Below are 16,665 nucleotides of genomic sequence, written 5' to 3'. Positions count from 1 at the left end.
GTCGACGCTCAGGACGTGCCGGGATCGGAAGCGTAGATCTCGTCGAGCCGACGCTCGTACTCGGCCAATTGCTCGTCAGAAGCCAGCCAGGGATTCGTCAGACCGTACTTCTCGCAGAATTCCGCGCTCCACTCGGCCACGAGGCGGTCCTGCACACGGGTTTTCTCACTCCGAAAACGCTCGTAGATGGCCTTGATGCCACGGTCGTACTCTGCCGACTGCTCCGGAGTCGCGTACTCGGGGCCGTCCACCCCGTACTTCTCACAGAACTCGTAGTACCACTCCGAGGTCGCCCGGTGACGCTCGATCACCTCGGGGTCGACCGACTGCGAGTCCTCCGGCGGAATCCCTCTCACAGCGTCTTCACTCCTTCCCAGCTGCTCCCTACCAGTACGCGCTGCCCGAACGGGGCATCGCCCCCGGCTCCCACCATGGCGATTTCGTTGGGTGTGGGATACCCATCGCTCCCGAAGGGCCTGCGGGAGCGGTTCATGATGTCGGCGACGGCAGCCGCCTCCTCCGCGGTCGGCGGCGGGTCGGCATCCCTGAGCTTTGCCTTCAAACGCTCGAAGATCCGCTTGGCGGCCTTCTCGTCCGCCCACCGATAGTCACGGCGCGCCCAGGTGTAGCCACCGTTCTCCTTGCCCGCCGTGAGCCGGATTTCCTTCACTCCCGAGTCACGGTACCAGTTCTCCAGATCTCGACTGAAAGCGGATCCGAAGCCCTTCCCCTGGTTCTCCTCGGAGAAGATCTTCAATATCTCGTGCTTGACTACCAGATCACCGTTCTCGTTCCGGTGGAAGGTGCGCTCCATCCGGCCGACGTGATTTCCTTCGCGGTCGACGATATCCGCGTCCCAACCCAAATTGTCGGGCCCCGCGAAAACCTGTGTCACCCGCACACGGAATTCCCCGTACTCGCGGTCGAGTGCCTGCTGCAACCCGTCCCTGATCTGACTCTCCGACAGATTGCTCCCGCTACCGTCGGGGATGAGATCACCGACAGGCCTGCGAGGCCGATCGGCCTCGTTCCTCTCCGGCTCCGAGGGCGGCGGTGATTCACCATCGGACGACTGCCCGGCGGCTTCTTCGGGGGCGGTGCGGTCGTGGTCGGGGTTGTGGGTGGGGTCGGTGGTGTGGTGCTCGGGGGTGGTGGGGGTGCGGTCGGGGTCGAGGGGGATGGCGAAGACGCCGTTGTCGCCGTTGTGGAGGGGTTGGTTGCTGCGCTTTCCGGTTTGGGCGTCGATGTAGGTGATGGTGCCGTTGTGGTTGACGGCGTTCCAGGCGTGGGAGCGGCCGTCCTTGTCGGTGGTGATGATGACGGCCTGGGAGCCGTGGCCGCTGTTTCGGAGGGTGTCTTCGAGGCGGCGGTAGGCCTGGGGGCCGTTGCCCATGTCGTTGAAGCGGGCGCCGAGGGCGTTTTCGATGCGGTCGCGGCCGCCGCGCTCGCCGCGGTCGGAGGGGTTGCCGCCTGCGTCGGTGTCGGGGGTGCGGGAGGCGGCGGCGGTGGGGTGGCCGGAGTAGGTGTCCACCATCGCCAGGGCGACGTCGACGCAGTTGTTGGTGCGCCCCGGGGCGTTGGGGTCGGTGCCGTTGACGGCGGCGGGCCAGTTGCCGTCGTTGGGGTCGGGGTGGCGGGTGGGGGTGCCGTCGGGGTTGCGGGGCACCGCATCGTTGACGTGCCGGTTGTCGGCGGGTGAGGGGTCGTCGAGTCCGCCGGGGCTGCCCTGCGGGCGGTCCTGGGTGGCGGGCCGGTACGGCTCCTTCGACACGTGGTCGTTGTCGTCGGTGCGGTGGGTGGTGTGGCCCTCGGGGTCCAGCCGGCTGCCGATGTCCGGCCTGGTGCTGTCGTCGTGGTGCGAACGGGCGTCGTCCGGGCGGGAGTTGCCGCCGTCCGGGTCGAGCCGGTTGCCTATGTCCGGGCGCGGCGTCGCATCGGGCTTCGGCGCAGCGGCGTTGTGGCCGTCGGGGTTCAGGCGGTTGCCCAGGTCCGGGCGCGGCGTCGCGTCGGGCTTCGGCGTTGTGGTGTTCTGCCCGTTCGGGTCGAGCCGGTTGCCCAGGTCCGGACGCGGCGCCGCGTCGGGCTTCGGTGTCTGGTTCTGGCCGTTGGGGTTCAGGCGGTTGCCCAGATCGGGGCGCGGCGTGGCGTCGGGCTTCGACGGAGTGGTGTTCTGGCCGTCGGGGTTGAGGCGGTTGCCGATGTCGGGGCGGGGGTTGGCGTAGGCGGTACGCGGATCCGGCCGGTTGGTGGCGGGGCCGCGGTCGGCGGCCGGACGCGGCCCGAAGGTCGGCCCGTCACTGTCCGGGCGGCGCTGCGAGGGCACCGGACCCGTCGGCGTGGCCGGCGCCTGCGGCGCGGTGGGCCGGTTCGACGGGGTGGTGGGCGTGGCGGCCTGCGGGGTACCGGCGTGCGGCACACCACCCGCCATCCCCGGAGTCCCCGGCGTGCCGGGGGTGTTGGGGGTGGGGTCGCCGGTGGGCACCGGGCCCGGGCGGTGATCCGACGACGGCGGGGGTGCGGTGGCGGTGGCGCCCAGGCCCGCGGTGTTCAGCCGCGGCGTGCCCGCAGGCGACGCCGGGTCCGACGACGTGGGGCTGGGGGTGGGGTCGTTGGCGAACGCGGTCCTGGGGTCCACCCGCGTCGGCGACGGCGAGGGCGTGCTGCCGTCCGGCCCCGGCGCGTGCGACGAAGGCGCCTGGGCAGGGGTGTGGGCGGGGGCGCCGGCCGGCTCCGCGGGCGCGGTGCGCTCCGGCGCGGGCTGGTGCTGCTGCGGGGACGGCGTCGTGGCTTCCGGGCGCGTCGATGCGGGCTCCGGCGCGCTCTCATGACGCGGCGTCGGCACCTCCGCCGGACGTCCCGCCTCCGGCGCAGGGGTGTGCGCGGGCTGCGGAGCCGGACCCGCCTCCGAGGGGCGCACCGGCCCCAGCGTCGGCGCAGCAGGCTCCTGCGACGGCCGCGACGGAGCCGGATCGTGCTCCGGACTCCGCGACGGACCCTCATTGGTGGTCGGACGGGTCGAACCGGGATCGTGGTCAGGGGTCCGCGACGGACCATCGTTCGCCGACGGCCGCGTCGAACCCGGGTCATGGTCAGGAGTGCGCGACGGACCGTCATTCGCCGACGGACGCGACGAACCGGGATCGTGGTCAGGCGTGCGCGACGGACCATCGTTCGCCGACGGACGCGACGAACCCGAGTCCTGGTCAGGAGTGCGCGACGGACCCTCGTTGGTGGTCGGCCGCGTGGAACCCGGGTCGTGATCCGGGGTGCGCGACGGACCGTCATTGGCGCTGGGCCGGGTCGAGCCCGGGTCATGGTCGGGTGTGCGCGTCGTACCGGAGTTGTCCGGCGCCGAACGGCCTTCCGGGGCAGGGGTGTTGGTGCGGCTTCCCGCGTCGTCGTTGCGCGACGGCGGCGTGCTGCTCTCCGGCGTCACCGGCGTGCGCGACGGACCGTCGTTCGCCGCGTCCGGACCCACCCGGGTACCGAACGGGTCCAACGCAGGCGACGGCGTCCGTGACGGAGACGGATCCCCACCCGGCTGCGACGGCGCCGTGGTCGGCTGGGGACGGTTCGACGACGGCGACTCGCTCGTCGGGGTGCTGTCCGGCGCAGTGCTCGTCGGACGGCTCGTGCTGCTCGGCGTGCTGCCGCTGTCCCCCGGAGTGCTGCTCGACGAGGGACTGTGCGTGCTGGAGGGACTGGACGAAGACGGCGAACTACTCGACGAAGAAGGAGAGTTGGAGGACGACGACGGCGAGGAGCTGTTGCTGTTCGACGAGCCCGCGTCGTTGTTGGAGCCCGAGTCGTTGTTGTTGCGGCCCGCCGCGCTCTCCAACCCGTCCCGCGCATGCCGCCCCGCCCGCGAACCCACCCCGTCCCGCAACGCCTCCGTGAACGTCTGCCCCGAGTTCTTCACCGCGTCCGTGAAGTCCTCCGCACCCCGCTTCGCCGTCCGCCCCAGGTCATACCCGTCCTGCGCACCGAAACCCTGGTTCACCGTCTGCGCGATCAGATCACTGATCATCCCCTGAACAGCCGAAACCACCGGCTCCTTCAGCGTCTCCATGATCGCCTCGACCAGAGCCTGCCGCAGCTCCTTCAACAACCGCCGCACGATGGCCTTCGTCGCCAACGTCGCCCCGGCCGCCCCCAACTCCGACAACCCCAACGTGAACGGCGCAGCCGCCTGAGCAGCGATCAACTCCACCGCCAACGCCACCAACTGCGCAATCACAGCGATCTTGCACGTCACCACGATCACCGCAGCAGCATCGAACGCCGCCGCGATCAACCGCGCAGCCGTCGCCGCATCCGCCAGATACCCACCCCCACCACCCGAGAACTTCTCCCACGTCCCCCGGAACGCATCGATCGAATCACCCGAATTGCTCGACAACACCCCGTTCGCCGCCGACGCACCCCGATAGTGCAACTCCTCCACCTGATCGGCGAAGTCACGCCACACCTGCGCCGACTCCCGCAGCTTGTCCTCATTCGCCGTCGGCCAGTCGAAGCCCAGCATCTCGAGAACCCACTCGACGCTGTCCGGCAACATGAGCGCCACTTCGTCATCCCCCGTTACTGACGATCAACCAAACGTGCAGCGATCATAGTGTTCGGGGGATCACACGCAGCGGGCGCCCCTGTCCCGGTCCTGCTACAGAAGCGCCCACGCAGAAGCACAGAGGCAAGAGGTAAGAGGCAAGAGGCCCTACCGGCTCCCCACTGCCTGCTTGACCAGCGTCCGCCCGAAGTCCCACATCAGGCCGCTGCCCCGGTGGGCGTCGTCCATGATCTCCTCGAAGGCGGTCATGAAGCGGTCCACCTCCCGCTCGGTGATGATCAGCGGCGGGATCAGCTTGATGACCTCCAGGTGGTCGCCGGAGACCTGGGTGAGGATGCGGTGGCGCTGGAGCAGCGGCACCACCACCATCTGGGCGAACAGGCCCTTCCGCGCCGCCTGCAACGCAGTCCAACCGGTCCTCAGCTTCAGCGACTTGGGCCGGCCGAACTCGATGCCGATCATCAGTCCCCGACCCCGCACCTCCGCCAGCAGCTCGTACTTCTCCACCAGCGCCGACAACCGCCCGCGGAACAGCTCCCCGACCTTCGCGGCGTTCTCCACCACCGCCTCCTCCCGCATCACGTGCAGGGTGGCGAGGCCGGCCGCCATCGCCTGGGCGTTGGAGCCGAAGCTGGCCGAGTGCACCAGCACCCGGTCCATCGAGGAGTACACCTTCTCGAAGATCCACCCCTTCCCCAACGTGGCACCCACCGGGACGTACCCGCCCGACAGGGCCTTGGCCGCGCACACCAGGTCGGGCTGGACGCCCGCCTCCGCCTGGTAGGCGAAGAAGGAGCCCGTCCGCCCGACCCCCGTCTGCACCTCGTCGCAGATGAGCAGGGCCTTGTGCTCGTGCAGGAGTTGCTGGGCGGCGAGCAGCCAGCCGGGCGGCGGGGCGAGCACGCCCTTGCCCTGGATCGGCTCGACGATCAGCGCGGCGACGTCGCCCTTGCGGAGTTCCTTCCGCAGCGCGCCGAGGTCACCGAGCGGGATGGCGGTGTCGGGGAGCAGCGGGTCGAAGCCCTTGCGGAAGCCGTTCTCGCCGTTGACCGACAGCGAGCCCGTGGTCAGGCCGTGGAAGGCGTGGTCGCAGTAGAGCACCCGCCGCTTCCCGGTGGCGTAGCGGGCGAACTTCAGCGCCGTCTCGACCGCCTCGGTGCCGCTGTTGCCGAAGAAGACCCGGTCCAACCCCGGTGCGTAGGAGAGGAGTTGCTCGGCCAGCAGGCCCTGGAGCGGGGAGCAGTCGAAGCGGACCAGGTCCGGCAGGCCGAGGTCCATCACGTCCTGCACGGCGGCCCGGACCACCGGGTGGTGGCGGCCGAGGGCGAAGATGCCGAAGCCGGCCAGCATGTCGAGGTAGTCGTTGCCCTCCGCGTCGTAGAAGTAGGCCCCCTCCGCGCGCTCGTAGTACTTGTCGAAGCCGATGGTGTGCAGCATCCGGGCCAGTTGCGGGTTGAGGTACTTGGCCTGCAACTCGTAGCGTTCGGCGCCCCGTTCGGCGAGCAGCGCGGAGAGGTCGAGACGGTCAGCCGGCATGGTGCTGGTTCGCTCCTTGGTCGGGTTCGCGGTTCGGGTTCTCCCCGTGTGCGGGGTTCTGGCTGCGTGCGGGGTTCTGGGGGCGCAGGAGTTGCTTGGCGAAGACGGCGGTCTGGGCGGCCACGCCCGTCCCGGTGAGGCCGATCTCCTCGAGGATCTCTCCCCGCCCGGCGTGCGTGAGGAACTCCTGCGGGATGCCGAGGTCGCGCAGCGGCACGTCCACTCCGGCGTCCCGCATGGCCTGGGCGATGGCCGAACCGACGCCGCCCACCCGGCCGTTGTCCTCGACCGTGACCACCAGCCGGTGCTCGGCGGCCAGCAGCGGCAGCACCGGGTCGACCGGCTTGACCCAGCGCGGGTCCACCACGGTGCAGGTGAAGCCCTCGGCGAGCAGCAGGGCCGCCGCGTCCAGGCAGGCGGGGGCCATGGCGCCGACCGCGACCAGCAGGATCTCCGGTGCGGGGCCGGTGCGTTGCAGGACGTCGACGCCGCCGAGCCGCTCCAGCGCGGGGACCTCGGGGCCGAGGTCGCCCTTGGGGAAGCGGACCACCGTGGGGGCGTCCCGGACGTCCACCGCCTCCCGCAGCTGGACGCGCAGCTGCTCGGCGTCGCGGGGCGCGGCCAGCCGCAGGCCCGGCACCACCTGGAGGATGGACATGTCCCACATGCCGTTGTGCGAGGCCCCGTCGTTGCCGGTCACCCCGGCCCGGTCGAGCACGAAGGTGACGCCCAGGCGGTGCAGGGCGACGTCCATCAGCACCTGGTCGAAGGCCCGGTTGAGGAACGTGGCGTAGACGGCCACGACGGGGTGCAGGCCGCCGGTGGCCAGGCCGGCCGCGCTGGCCACCGCGTGCTGCTCGGCGATGCCGACGTCGTAGGTGCGCTCGGGGTGGGCGGCGGCGAACGGGGCCAGGCCGACGGGCTGGAGCATGGCGGCGGTGATCGCCACCACGTCCGGGCGTTCGGCGCCGAGGGCGGCCAGTTCGCTGCCGAAGACGGAGGTCCAGGAGGCTCCGGAGGAGGGCGAGACGGGCAGGCAGGTGTACGGGTCCATGGCGCCGACGGCGTGGAAGCGGTCGGCCTCGTCCTGCTCGGCGGGGCGGTAGCCGCGGCCCTTGACGGTGAGGCAGTGCACGATGACCGGGCCGTCGAAGCCCCGGGCCTGACGGAGCGCCTGCTCCACCGAGACGAGGTCGTGGCCGTCGATCGGGCCGAGGTACTTCAGGCCCAGGTCCTCGAACATGCCCTGCGGGGTGAACGCGTCCTTGAAGCCCTTCTTGGCCCCGTGCAGCGCGTCGAAGACCGGCTTGCCGACCAGCGGGGTGCGCTGCAGCGCGCCCTTGCCCAGCGCCAGGAAGCGCTCGTAGCCCTGGGCGGTGCGCAGCGCGGCCAGGTGGTGGGCCAGGCCGCCGATGGTCTTCGCGTAGGAGCGCTCGTTGTCGTTGACCACGATGACCAGCGGGCGGTCGGCCTCGGCGATGTTGTTCAGCGCCTCCCAGGCCATCCCGCCGGTGAGCGCCCCGTCGCCGATCACCGCCACGGTGTGCCGGCCGGGGGTGCCGAGCAGTTGGTGCGCCTTGGCCAGGCCGTCGGCGTAGCCGAGGGCGGTGGAGGCGTGCGAGTTCTCGATCACGTCGTGTTCGGACTCGGCCCGGGACGGGTAGCCGGAGAGGCCGCCCTGCATCCGCAGCCGGGCGAAGTCCTGACGGCCCGTGAGCAGCTTGTGGACGTAGGCCTGGTGTCCGGTGTCCCAGAGGATGCGGTCGTACGGCGAGTCGAAGACCCGGTGCAGCGCGATGGTCAGCTCCACCACCCCGAGGTTGGGCCCCAGGTGTCCGCCGGTCTTGGTGACGGCGGAGACCAGGAACTCGCGGATCTCGTCCGCGAGCCGGGCGAGCTCCGGCGGGGAGAGGCGGCGGAGGTCGGCGGGGCCCCGGACGGTGGACAGGACTGACATGGCTTCACCTCGTGGCTCGGTACTGGGCGATGACGGTCCGTGCTGGTGACGGTCTGTGTCCAGCCTGCGGCCATCGCTGCCGGTGCGCCTGTCGGGAGCCCGCCAGGGCGGGCTCCCGAGGGTGCTGTCAGTGCGCGCCGAGGGTCTCCCGGGCGGCCCGCAGGGACTCCTTGAGGGAGCCCATGGTGGCCAGCACGGCGGTCGGTTCGTACCCGCAGTGCGCCATGCAGTTGTCGCAGCGCGGGTCCTTGCCGCGACCGTACTTGGCCCAGTCGGTCTTCTCGATCAGCTCACGGTAGGTGGGGACGTAGCCGTCGGCCATCAGGTAGCAGGGGCGCTGCCAGCCGAACAGCGAGTAGTTCGGGATGCCCCAGGCGGTGCACTCGAAGTCGACCTTGCCCTCCAGGAAGTCCAGGAAGAGCGGGCTGTGGTTGAGCCGCCAGCGGCGGCGGTTGCCGCCCGCGAAGGTCTTCCGGAACAGCTCCCTGGTCTGCTCCACGCCCAGGAAGTGGTCCTGGTCGGGCGCCTTCTCGTAGGCGTAGGCCGGGGAGATCATCATCTCGTCGACCTGCAGCTCGTCGTTGAGGTAGTCCAGCACCTCGATGATGGTCTGCGGGGTGTCGGTGTTGAAGAAGGTCGAGTTGGTGGTCACCCGGAAGCCGCGCCGCTTGGCCTCCTTGATCGCCTCCACCGCCTCGTCGAAGGTGCCCTCCTTGGCCACCGAGGCGTCGTGCCGCTCGCGCAGCCCGTCGATGTGCACGGTGAAGGTGAAGTACGGCGAGGGGGTGAACTTGTCCAGCTTCTTGCGCAGCAGCAGCGCGTTGGTGCAGAGGAAGACGTACTTGCGCCGCCCCACCAACTGGCGGACGATCTCGTCGATCTGCGGGTGCATCAGCGGTTCGCCGCCCGCGATGGAGACCATCGGGGCGCCCGACTCCAGCACCGCGCCGACCGCCTGGGCGACCGGCATCCGCTGCTTCAGCACCCCGGCCGGGTGCTGGATCTTCCCGCAGCCCTCGCAGGCCAGGTTGCAGGCGTAGAGCGGCTCCAGTTCGACGATCAGCGGGAACTTCTTGTTCCGCTTGAGCTTCTGCTGGAGCAGGTAGGTGCTGACGCGCACGGACTGGCGCAGCGGCATTGCCATGGCTAGCTCGCCTCCTGAGGGAGCGTCGAGGACTGTGGTGCACGGTTCTTCAGCTCGTCGCGGGCCACCGACCGCCGCCAGGCCGCGAGGGCCGGCACGGTGGCCCGCAGGGCCCGCCAGGCGCGCAGCCCGGCGGGCAGGGTGCCGGGCCGCAGCAGCTCCCGGCTGGGGGTGTCGACCACCACCCGGAGCACCGCCGCCGGCAGCCCGGAGCCGGCCTCGGCCCGGGCGGCCAGCACGGCGGCGGCCTCCATGTCGACGGCGCGGGCACCGGTGGCGTGCAGCGCGCTGCGCTCCGCACCGCGGACCACGTGGTCGGCGGTGTGGTGCGGGCCGATGTGGACGGTCAGGCCGCGGGCCCGCAGCTCGGCGGCCAGGGCGGGGGCGGAGTCGAGTGACCAGGCGTCACCCTCGGCGTCCCGCACGGAGTCCGCGACGATCACGTCCCCGGGCAGGACGCCCGGCCCGAGGGCGGCGCCGAAGCCGGCCACCGCGAGCGCCCCGTAGCCGGGCCGGGCGAGCAGCCCGCCGACCGCCCGCCGGGCCCGGGCCCGGCCCATCCCGGTCCGGAGCAGCACGGCCCCGGTGCCGCTCCAGTCACCGCCGCGCAGCGCCCACACCTCGGGGCCGAGCGCGCAGACGACCAGCAGCGGGGCGGCGGGGTCCGCCCCGGACGGCGGGACGGGTGCGACGTGCCTCACCGCCGGCCTCCCGTCCTGGGGTCGCCGTACGGGTACCGGCCGGGGCCGGGGGCCGGGGAGGGCCGTCCGGTGCCCGCCGCGCGCGGCGCACGCTTCGTCATGCCCTGCCTCCCGTCATGGGGTTGCCGTGCAGGTAACGGCCGAGGGCGGTCACCGGGAAGACCAGCCGGTACAGGTGGTAGTTGATCGAGAAGTCCCACGGGAAGCCCGTCCCGGTGAACTGGGGCTCGTCCCAGCTGCCGCTCGGCAGCTGGGTGCGGCAGAGCCACTGGACGCCCCGCTCGACCACCTCGCTGCGCGCCCCGTCCGGCCCCTCGCCGGCCGCCAGCAGGGCCATCAGGGCCCAGGCGGTCTGCGAGGCGGTGGACTCGCCGCGCCCGGACCAGCGGGCCGGGTCCTCGTAGGAGCGCATGTCCTCGCCCCAGCCGCCGTCCGGGTTCTGACGGTCCGCCAGCCAGTCCACCGCGCGGCGGACGGCGGGGTGCGAGACGGGCATCCCGGCGGCCACCAGGGCGGGCAGGACGGAGCCGGTGCCGTAGATGTAGTTGGTGCCCCAGCGGCCGAACCAGGAGCCGTCCGCCTCCTGGTTCTTGAGCAGCCAGTCGATGCCGCGTCTGGTCCGCCGGTCCCCGGCCAGGCCGGTCTCGGCGAGCATCTCCACCACGTGCGCGGTGACGTCGGCCGACGGCGGGTCGACCACCTCGCCGAAGTCGCAGAACGGCAGCTTGTTGGGGAGGGTGCTGGTGTTGTCGACGTCGAAGGCGCCCCAGGCGCCGTTGCGGGACTGCATGCCGAGGTTCCACTCGACGCCCCGCCGCACCGCCCCCTCGATCCGCCCGGGGTCCGGATGGGCGACCCGCTTGAGGGCGAGCACCACCTCGGCGGTGTCGTCGATGTCGGGGTAGTTGTCGTTCTCGAACTCGAAGGCCCAGCCGCCGGGGGTCAGCCGGGGGCGCTGAACGGCCCAGTCGCCGGGCTTGCGGATCTCCTCGGCGAGCATCCAGTCGGCGGCCGAGACCAGCGCGGGGTGGTCGGCGGGCAGGCCCGCGTCCCGCAGCGCGATGGTGGCCAGGCAGGTGTCCCAGACCGGGGACTGGCAGGCCTCCAGCCAGCGGCGGCCGTCCTCGGTGTGCACGGTGAAGCGGTCGAAGGCGGCCAGGCCGGCCCGCATGACGGGGTGTTCGAGGTCGTAGCCGAGCAGGTGCAGAGCGATCAGGGAGTAGACGGCGGGCGGCTGGATGCCGCCCCAGCAGCCGTCCGCCTCCTGGCGCTCGACGATCCAGCGGCCGGCCTGGGCCAGGGCCACCCGGCGCAGCGGGCGCAGGGCGCGCTTGTGGTAGGCGTGCAGGACCAGGTCGAGGCGTTCGAAGACGCCGTCCCAGCCGGTGAGCGGGGCCAGCGGGCGCAGCGGGTAGGGGTCGGCCGGGTCGGTGTGCAGTTCGGTGAGGTCGAACGGGGCCGGGCGGACCGGGCGGTGGGCCGAGACCACGGTGAGCGGGACGATGGTCTGCCGGGCCCAGCAGCCGAAGGCGTAGATGTTCAGCGGCAGCCAGCGGGGCAGGAAGATGATCTCCGGCGGCATCTCCGGCAGCCGCTCCCAGGGCCACCAGCCGAACAGTGCCAGCCAGATCCGGGTGAACACCCGGCTGGCCGCGATGCCGCCGTGCTCCCGGACGTACCGGGAGGCGGCGGTCATGTGCGGCGCGCCGGGGTCGTCCCCGGCGAGCTTGAGCGCGACGTAGGCCTCGACCGTGGTGGAGAGCTCGGGCGGGCCGCCGTAGAAGGTGGACCAGGTGCCGTCCTCGCGCTGCTGGGAGCGGATCCAGGCCGCGGTGGCCTCGGTCTGCTCCGGCTCGCGGATGCCGAGGAACTGACGCAGTAACAGGTCCTCGGCGTCCATGGTGACGTTGGTCTCCAGGTCGCCCTTCCACCAGCCGTCCGGGCTCTGGCGTGACAACAACTCGGTGGTGGCCCGGGCCAGGGCCTCCGACGGATCGAACGGACCGCTCCGCTCCGCCCCGCCGGGCTGCCGGCTCCCGGCCCCCGGCGGTTCCGGCGCCGGGGCCGTCGCGACCGTCGTCTGACGGCCGGTCAACCGGTCCGTGACCGGCGGGCGTTCGCCCACCGCGGCCGGCTCGGGATCGTACTCAGGGTCGAGCCGGCCGTCCGCGGTTGCTGTCACGTCAACGTCACCTCTCTCGTACCACCACGAATTCGGCGAGTGCGACGAAGCGCTGGCGCACCTCGTCCGTCATGGGCACCTCGTCCAGGGCGGCGAGGGCGGTCCGGTGCTGCCGGCGGGCCTCCTGCTGGGTCCACGCCCGGCCGCCGGCCTGCTCGATCAGCGCGGCGCGGGCGGCGAGCTGCTCCTCGCTCTCCTCGCCGCGGCTGTGCGGGTCGGCCAGCTCCGCGGCCAGCCGGCGGGAGGCGGCGCCGCCCTCGGCCAGCGCGGCGGCCACCGGGAGGGACTTCTTGCGCTGGCGCAGGTCCCCCCAGTGCGGCTTGCCGGTGACCTCGGTGGCGCCCCAGATGCCGAGCAGGTCGTCCACCGCCTGGAAGGCCAGGCCGAGGTGCATGCCGTAGCGCTGGAGCGCGTCCGAGGTCCGGTCGTCGGCCCCGGCCAGCACCGCGCCGATGGCGGAGGCGGCGGCCAGCAGGGCGCCGGTCTTGCCCGCCTCCATGTCGAGGCACTCCTCGACGGTGACCACGTCGCGGTGCTCGAAGGAGAGGTCCTTGGCCTGCCCGTCGATCAGCTGCCGGGTGGTGCTGGTGATCAGCCGGACCGCGCGGGCCGCGTCGGCGGCGGAGGCGGTGCCGGTGACGGCGGCGTCGAGCAGGACCTCGGTGCCCAGGGCGGCCAGGCCGTCGCCGACCAGGATCGCCTGGGCCGGACCGAAGACCGTCCAGGCCGTGGCCCGGTGCCGGCGCGTCTCGTCACCGTCCATCAAGTCATCATGGAGGAGCGAGAAGTTGTGCACCAGTTCGACCGAAACACCACCGGGCACGCCGACCTGCGCCGGAGCGCCGACCGCCTCGGCCGAGAGCAGCGCGAGCGCCGGGCGCACGGCCTTGCCGCCGTCCCCCGCCGCGGGCGTGCCGTCCCGGTCGATCCAGCCGAAGTGGTATGCGGCCACGGTGTCCATCGGTGCGGCCAGCCGGGCGACGGCGGCGCGCAGCGGCGGGGTGCAGAGGGCGCGGCCGCGGGCCAGCAGTTCCGGCACCGGGAGTGCGGCCGGCGCGTCCTGGACCGAACCGGTCCCGCTGCGAGGCTCCACGTACGTTCCCTCTCCCTGTACTGCGAACGGTGCGGCCGGCACGCGCGGCCGCTCTGGTGCGGTGTCAGTTCTACCCGGCCCCAGGCTCATCGGGGCCACCTTCCGTCACTCCGGTCCACCGGACGGCGCCTTCCGGCCAATGCCGCGTCGGCGGCCGCGTGGCCGCTGCGGACGGCCCCCTCCATGGTCGCGGGCCACCCGGTGGAGGTCCACGAACCGGCCAGCAGCAGACCCGGCACCCGGGTGACCGGGCCGGGGCGCAGGGCCGCGGTGCCCGGGGCGGGGGCGAAGGTCGCGGTCCGCTCCCGGGTGACGAAGAAGTCCAGGACCTCCGCGCCCCGGGCGGCCGGCAGCAGCCGCTCCAGCTCGGGCAGGTAACGCTCCCTCAGCTCGGCCACCGGCAGGTCGATCTCGTCCTGCACGGCGGACTGCGAGAGGGCCAGGTACTGCGCGCCGGGCACGTCCAGGCCGGAGTGCGCGGTGCGGTCGAAGACCCACTGCACCGGCGAGCCGAGCGCGGCGAAGAACGGCTGCCTCAGCAGCCGGCGGTCGTAGACCACGTGGACGTTGAGGATCGGCGCGTGGCCGAGCCGGGCCAGGCGCTCGGGGTGCTCCAGCGCCCCCTCCGGGAGCAGCGCGGCGGCCGACTCCTGGGCCCCGGCCAGCACCACGGTGTCCGCGGTGAGCAGCTCGCCGCCCTCCAGCCGGACGCAGTGCTGCTCGGCGGTCTTGACCTCGGCCACCCGGGTGCGCAGCCGCACCGCGACCCCGGCCCGCTCCAGCTCGGCCAGCGCCAGGTCGTGGTGGACGTCCCCGAGCGGCACCTTGGCCATGCCGATGTCGGAGGCGCCCGGGTCGGAGAGCAGGCCGGTCTTGAAGACCATCGCGGCCAGCGCCAGCGAGGTCTGCTCGGCGGTGGCGTTCAGGGTGGCGACGCCGACCAGGTCCCAGAGCGCGGCCGTGGTGGCCGGGGTCTGGCCGTGGGAGCGCAGCCACTCGGCGAAGGAGATCCGGTCCAGGCCCGGGTCGTCCAGGTCCAGCCCCTTGAGGGCCAGCGCGGCCCGCACCACCCGCAGCCGGTCGGCCGGGGTCAGGTGCGGGTACGAGGCCAGGCTGCCGGCCAGGTGCAGCGGGACGGGCAGGCCCGCCCGGCGCAGCCGGCCCAGGGTGCGGCGCCCGTCCGGGGAGACCGACAGGACCGGGACGTCCAGCCGGGGCTGGACGTCCACCAGCCGGCCCGCACCCAGGCGGTCGATCAGGCCGCGGTAGGCGGTGCAGCAGCGGAGGAAGACGTGCTGGCCGTTGTCGACGGTCAGCTCGCCGCGGCGGAAGGAGAAGGCCAGGCCGCCGAGGCGGGGCCTGGTCTCCACCAGGGTGACCCGCCGGCCGGCCTCGGCCAGGCGCAGCGCGGCGGTGATGCCCGCCAGGCCGCCGCCGACCACCACGGCGGAGGGTTCCCGGTCGTGCCGTGCCGTCATCTCGCGCCTCCCCTGCGGTGGTCGTGGCCAGCCCGTGCCCGACCGCCGTGCGGCGACCGGGTGCTGACACAGCGTGACATAAACGCGGAGAGAATCAAGAACGCCCTCCGGCGAGCCCGGAGAGTGCCACGTACGCCTTCTCCCACCCCGGCAGCGAGACCCGGCCGCGCAGCACCGACTCCGGGTCGGCGGCGATCCGGCCGAGCAGCCGGTGGTAGATCCCGGCCATCGCGGCGGTGCAGGCCCGGCTGCGCCGGTCCAGCAGCGGCAGCAGCCGCAGGCCGTCGGCGAAGGCCTGCTGGGCCCGCTCGGCCTGGAAGGCGACCAGACCGGTGAAGTCGGCGCCGACCGGCGGCCGGTCCAGGTCGAAACCCTGTTCGCAGCCGAATCGCACCAGGTCCTCGGTGGGCAGGTAGGTGCGGCCGTTGGCGGCGTCCTCGCGCAGGTCGCGCAGGATGTTGGTGAGCTGGAGGGCCAGGCCCAGGGTGTCGGCGTACTCGGCGCCGAGCTTGGGCTGCTCGCAGCCGTACACGCCGAGCGAGAGCCGGCCGATGGACCCGGCCACGCAGCGGCAGTAGACCTTGAGCTCCTCGAAGGTCTTGTACTCGGCGCCCCTCAGGTCCATCTCGACGCCGTCGATCAGCTCGTCGAACCCGCCCAGGTCGACCGGGAAGCGGCGGGCGGTGTCGGCCAGCGCGACCTTGATCGGGTCGGTGTCCTCGTCACTCACCGTGCCGAGCCGGATCTCCTCCAGCAGGAGCCGGGTCTGCCGCAGCTGATCGGCCTTCTGCTCCGGCGGGAGCTCGCCGTCGCCGATGTCGTCCACCCGGCGGGCCAGCGCGTAGAGCGCCGACATGCCGAGCCGCTTGGGCTCGGGCAGCAGCCGGATGCCGTAGCTGAAGTTCCGGGCCTGGAGGGCGGTGACCGCCTCGCAGTACCGGTAGGCCGCCATGACCGGGGCCGGGGCCAGTGGTGATGCCGCCACGCGGGCGTTCACCTTCCCTTCGCGAAGATTGCCGCCGCCTTGACCGCGAGGCGGCGCTTGTCCGGCTTCGCCTGCACGGCGAGCACGTCGTACCCGGCGGCCTCGATCGCCGACAGGGCCGCGTACCCGCCGGCGGTGAATCCCGCCAGCAGCAGTCGGAGCCTCCCGTGCACCGTACCCACCAGCGGTGCTCCGTGGTCGAGCAGGGTCCGGGTGCGCTCCACCTGATGGGCGATCAGCCCGCGCACGCGGTCGTTCGCGGTGGGCGCGGCGAGGTCCCGCTCGGTGACGCCGAAGCGCTCCATGTCCCGCTGCGGGAGGTAGATCCGGCCGCGGGCCAGGTCCTCGGCCACGTCCTGGAGGTGCTCGGCCAGCTGGAGGCCGGTGCAGATCGCGTCCGAGTGGGCGATCCGGTCCGGGGTGGCCTTCCCGGCCAGGGCCAGCACCAGGCGGCCGACCGGATCGGCCGAAAGGGTGCAGTAGCCGATCAGGTCCTGCTGGGTGGCGTACCGGAAGGTGGTCTGGTCCACCCGGTTGGCCTCGATCAGCCGGCGGAACGGCTCCGGGGTCACCGGGTGACGGTCGATCAGCGGCACCAGGCCCCGCATCAGCGGGTGCCGGGGCTGCTCCGCGCGGCTGTCCAGGGCCGCTCCGAAGGCCCGGTCCAGGTCCCGCTCCAGCCCGTCCAGCAGGGCGAGCCGGAAGCCCTCGTCGGCCGGGGCCCCCTCGACGCCGAGCAGCGCGGCCACCTTCTCGGGCTCGGCCAGGTCACCGTCGCCGGCGTCGTCCACCAGCCGGGCGAAGCCGTACACCGCCATCAGGTCGGCCCGCCAGGCGGCCGGCAGGAAGCCGGGCGCGACCGGGAAGTTCTCCGCCCCCGCCTTGCCGAGGGTCTCGCCGTCGGTCCTACTGTCCGATTGCATTGAAGCCACTTCCGTCACTCCCCCGTTCTACACCGCCGACGCCCGGCGGCCCACCCGGACACGGCGGAGGGGCCGGCGCCGACTGTGCTCGGCACCGGC

Annotated in this window: 11 protein-coding genes; all 11 read right to left on the bottom strand. The window is 72.6% G+C overall.

Features of this window, described 5'->3' with window-relative positions; translation table 11 throughout:
* Positions 1-8: 8 nt before the first annotated feature.
* The 11 genes from ACIA8O_RS20000 to hpnC all read right to left on the bottom strand — a co-directional run bounded on the left by ACIA8O_RS20000 (position 9) and on the right by hpnC (position 16,566).
* A complete protein-coding gene (locus ACIA8O_RS20000) occupies positions 9-356 on the bottom strand; it encodes a hypothetical protein (RefSeq protein ID WP_396295228.1) in 348 nt (115 codons plus the stop codon).
* Positions 353-4,558 (bottom strand): toxin glutamine deamidase domain-containing protein, encoded by a 4,206-nt coding sequence (locus ACIA8O_RS19995; RefSeq protein ID WP_396295344.1) that lies wholly within the window; start codon positions 4,556-4,558, stop codon positions 353-355. The genes ACIA8O_RS20000 and ACIA8O_RS19995 overlap by 4 nt, the downstream gene beginning before the upstream one ends.
* 156 nt (positions 4,559-4,714) lie before the next feature.
* A complete protein-coding gene (locus ACIA8O_RS19990; protein WP_396295227.1) occupies positions 4,715-6,103 on the bottom strand; it encodes an aspartate aminotransferase family protein in 1,389 nt (462 codons plus the stop codon).
* Entirely contained in the window at positions 6,093-8,060 is a 1,968-nt protein-coding gene (dxs, locus tag ACIA8O_RS19985; protein WP_396295226.1) for a 1-deoxy-D-xylulose-5-phosphate synthase, read from the bottom strand. The genes ACIA8O_RS19990 and dxs overlap by 11 nt, the downstream gene beginning before the upstream one ends.
* A gap of 127 nt (positions 8,061-8,187) precedes the next feature.
* Positions 8,188-9,204, bottom strand: coding sequence for an adenosyl-hopene transferase HpnH (gene hpnH / locus ACIA8O_RS19980; protein ID WP_396295225.1), 1,017 nt, complete (start codon positions 9,202-9,204; stop codon positions 8,188-8,190).
* A 2-nt stretch (positions 9,205-9,206) separates the two neighbouring features.
* Positions 9,207-9,905, bottom strand: coding sequence for a 1-hydroxy-2-methyl-2-butenyl 4-diphosphate reductase (locus ACIA8O_RS19975; protein WP_396295224.1), 699 nt, complete (start codon positions 9,903-9,905; stop codon positions 9,207-9,209).
* 97 nt (positions 9,906-10,002) lie between these two features.
* A complete protein-coding gene (shc, locus tag ACIA8O_RS19970; protein WP_396295223.1) occupies positions 10,003-12,087 on the bottom strand; it encodes a squalene--hopene cyclase in 2,085 nt (694 codons plus the stop codon).
* A 7-nt stretch (positions 12,088-12,094) separates the two neighbouring features.
* Positions 12,095-13,180: a polyprenyl synthetase family protein gene (locus ACIA8O_RS19965; protein WP_396295222.1), complete on the bottom strand. Its 1,086-nt coding sequence runs from the start codon at positions 13,178-13,180 to the stop codon at positions 12,095-12,097.
* 86 nt (positions 13,181-13,266) lie between these two features.
* The gene (hpnE, locus tag ACIA8O_RS19960) at positions 13,267-14,658 is read right to left on the bottom strand and encodes a hydroxysqualene dehydroxylase HpnE (protein WP_396295221.1); all 1,392 of its coding nucleotides are present in this window, start codon (positions 14,656-14,658) and stop codon (positions 13,267-13,269) included.
* A 94-nt stretch (positions 14,659-14,752) separates the two neighbouring features.
* Complete coding sequence (gene hpnD / locus ACIA8O_RS19955) at positions 14,753-15,610, bottom strand: presqualene diphosphate synthase HpnD (RefSeq protein WP_396295343.1); 858 nt, start codon at positions 15,608-15,610, stop codon at positions 14,753-14,755.
* Positions 15,611-15,651: 41 nt separating this feature from the next.
* Positions 15,652-16,566: a squalene synthase HpnC gene (gene hpnC, locus ACIA8O_RS19950; RefSeq protein WP_396295220.1), complete on the bottom strand. Its 915-nt coding sequence runs from the start codon at positions 16,564-16,566 to the stop codon at positions 15,652-15,654.
* Positions 16,567-16,665 lie beyond the last annotated feature (99 nt).

Origin of the sequence: Kitasatospora sp. NPDC051853, from assembly GCF_044452665.1 — a bacterium.
Taxonomy (GTDB): Bacteria; Actinomycetota; Actinomycetes; order Streptomycetales; family Streptomycetaceae; genus Kitasatospora.
The sequence above is the reverse complement of the archived record's forward strand: the minus strand, read 5'-3'. Positions and strand labels throughout refer to the sequence as shown.

What these genes read in the sequence shown, in the direction of transcription:
- ACIA8O_RS19990 (WP_396295227.1), bottom strand. Translation starts at nt 6,103, where the DNA reads ATGCCGGCTGACCGTCTCGACCTCTCCGCGCTGCTCGCCGAACGGGGC.
- hpnD (WP_396295343.1), bottom strand. Translation starts at nt 15,610, where the DNA reads ATGGCGGCCTACCGGTACTGCGAGGCGGTCACCGCCCTCCAGGCCCGG.
- hpnH (WP_396295225.1), bottom strand. Translation starts at nt 9,204, where the DNA reads ATGGCAATGCCGCTGCGCCAGTCCGTGCGCGTCAGCACCTACCTGCTC.
- hpnC (WP_396295220.1), bottom strand. Translation starts at nt 16,566, where the DNA reads ATGCAATCGGACAGTAGGACCGACGGCGAGACCCTCGGCAAGGCGGGG.
- ACIA8O_RS19995 (WP_396295344.1), bottom strand. Translation starts at nt 4,558, where the DNA reads ATGTTGCCGGACAGCGTCGAGTGGGTTCTCGAGATGCTGGGCTTCGAC.
- hpnE (WP_396295221.1), bottom strand. Translation starts at nt 14,658, where the DNA reads ATGACGGCACGGCACGACCGGGAACCCTCCGCCGTGGTGGTCGGCGGC.
- dxs (WP_396295226.1), bottom strand. Translation starts at nt 8,060, where the DNA reads ATGTCAGTCCTGTCCACCGTCCGGGGCCCCGCCGACCTCCGCCGCCTC.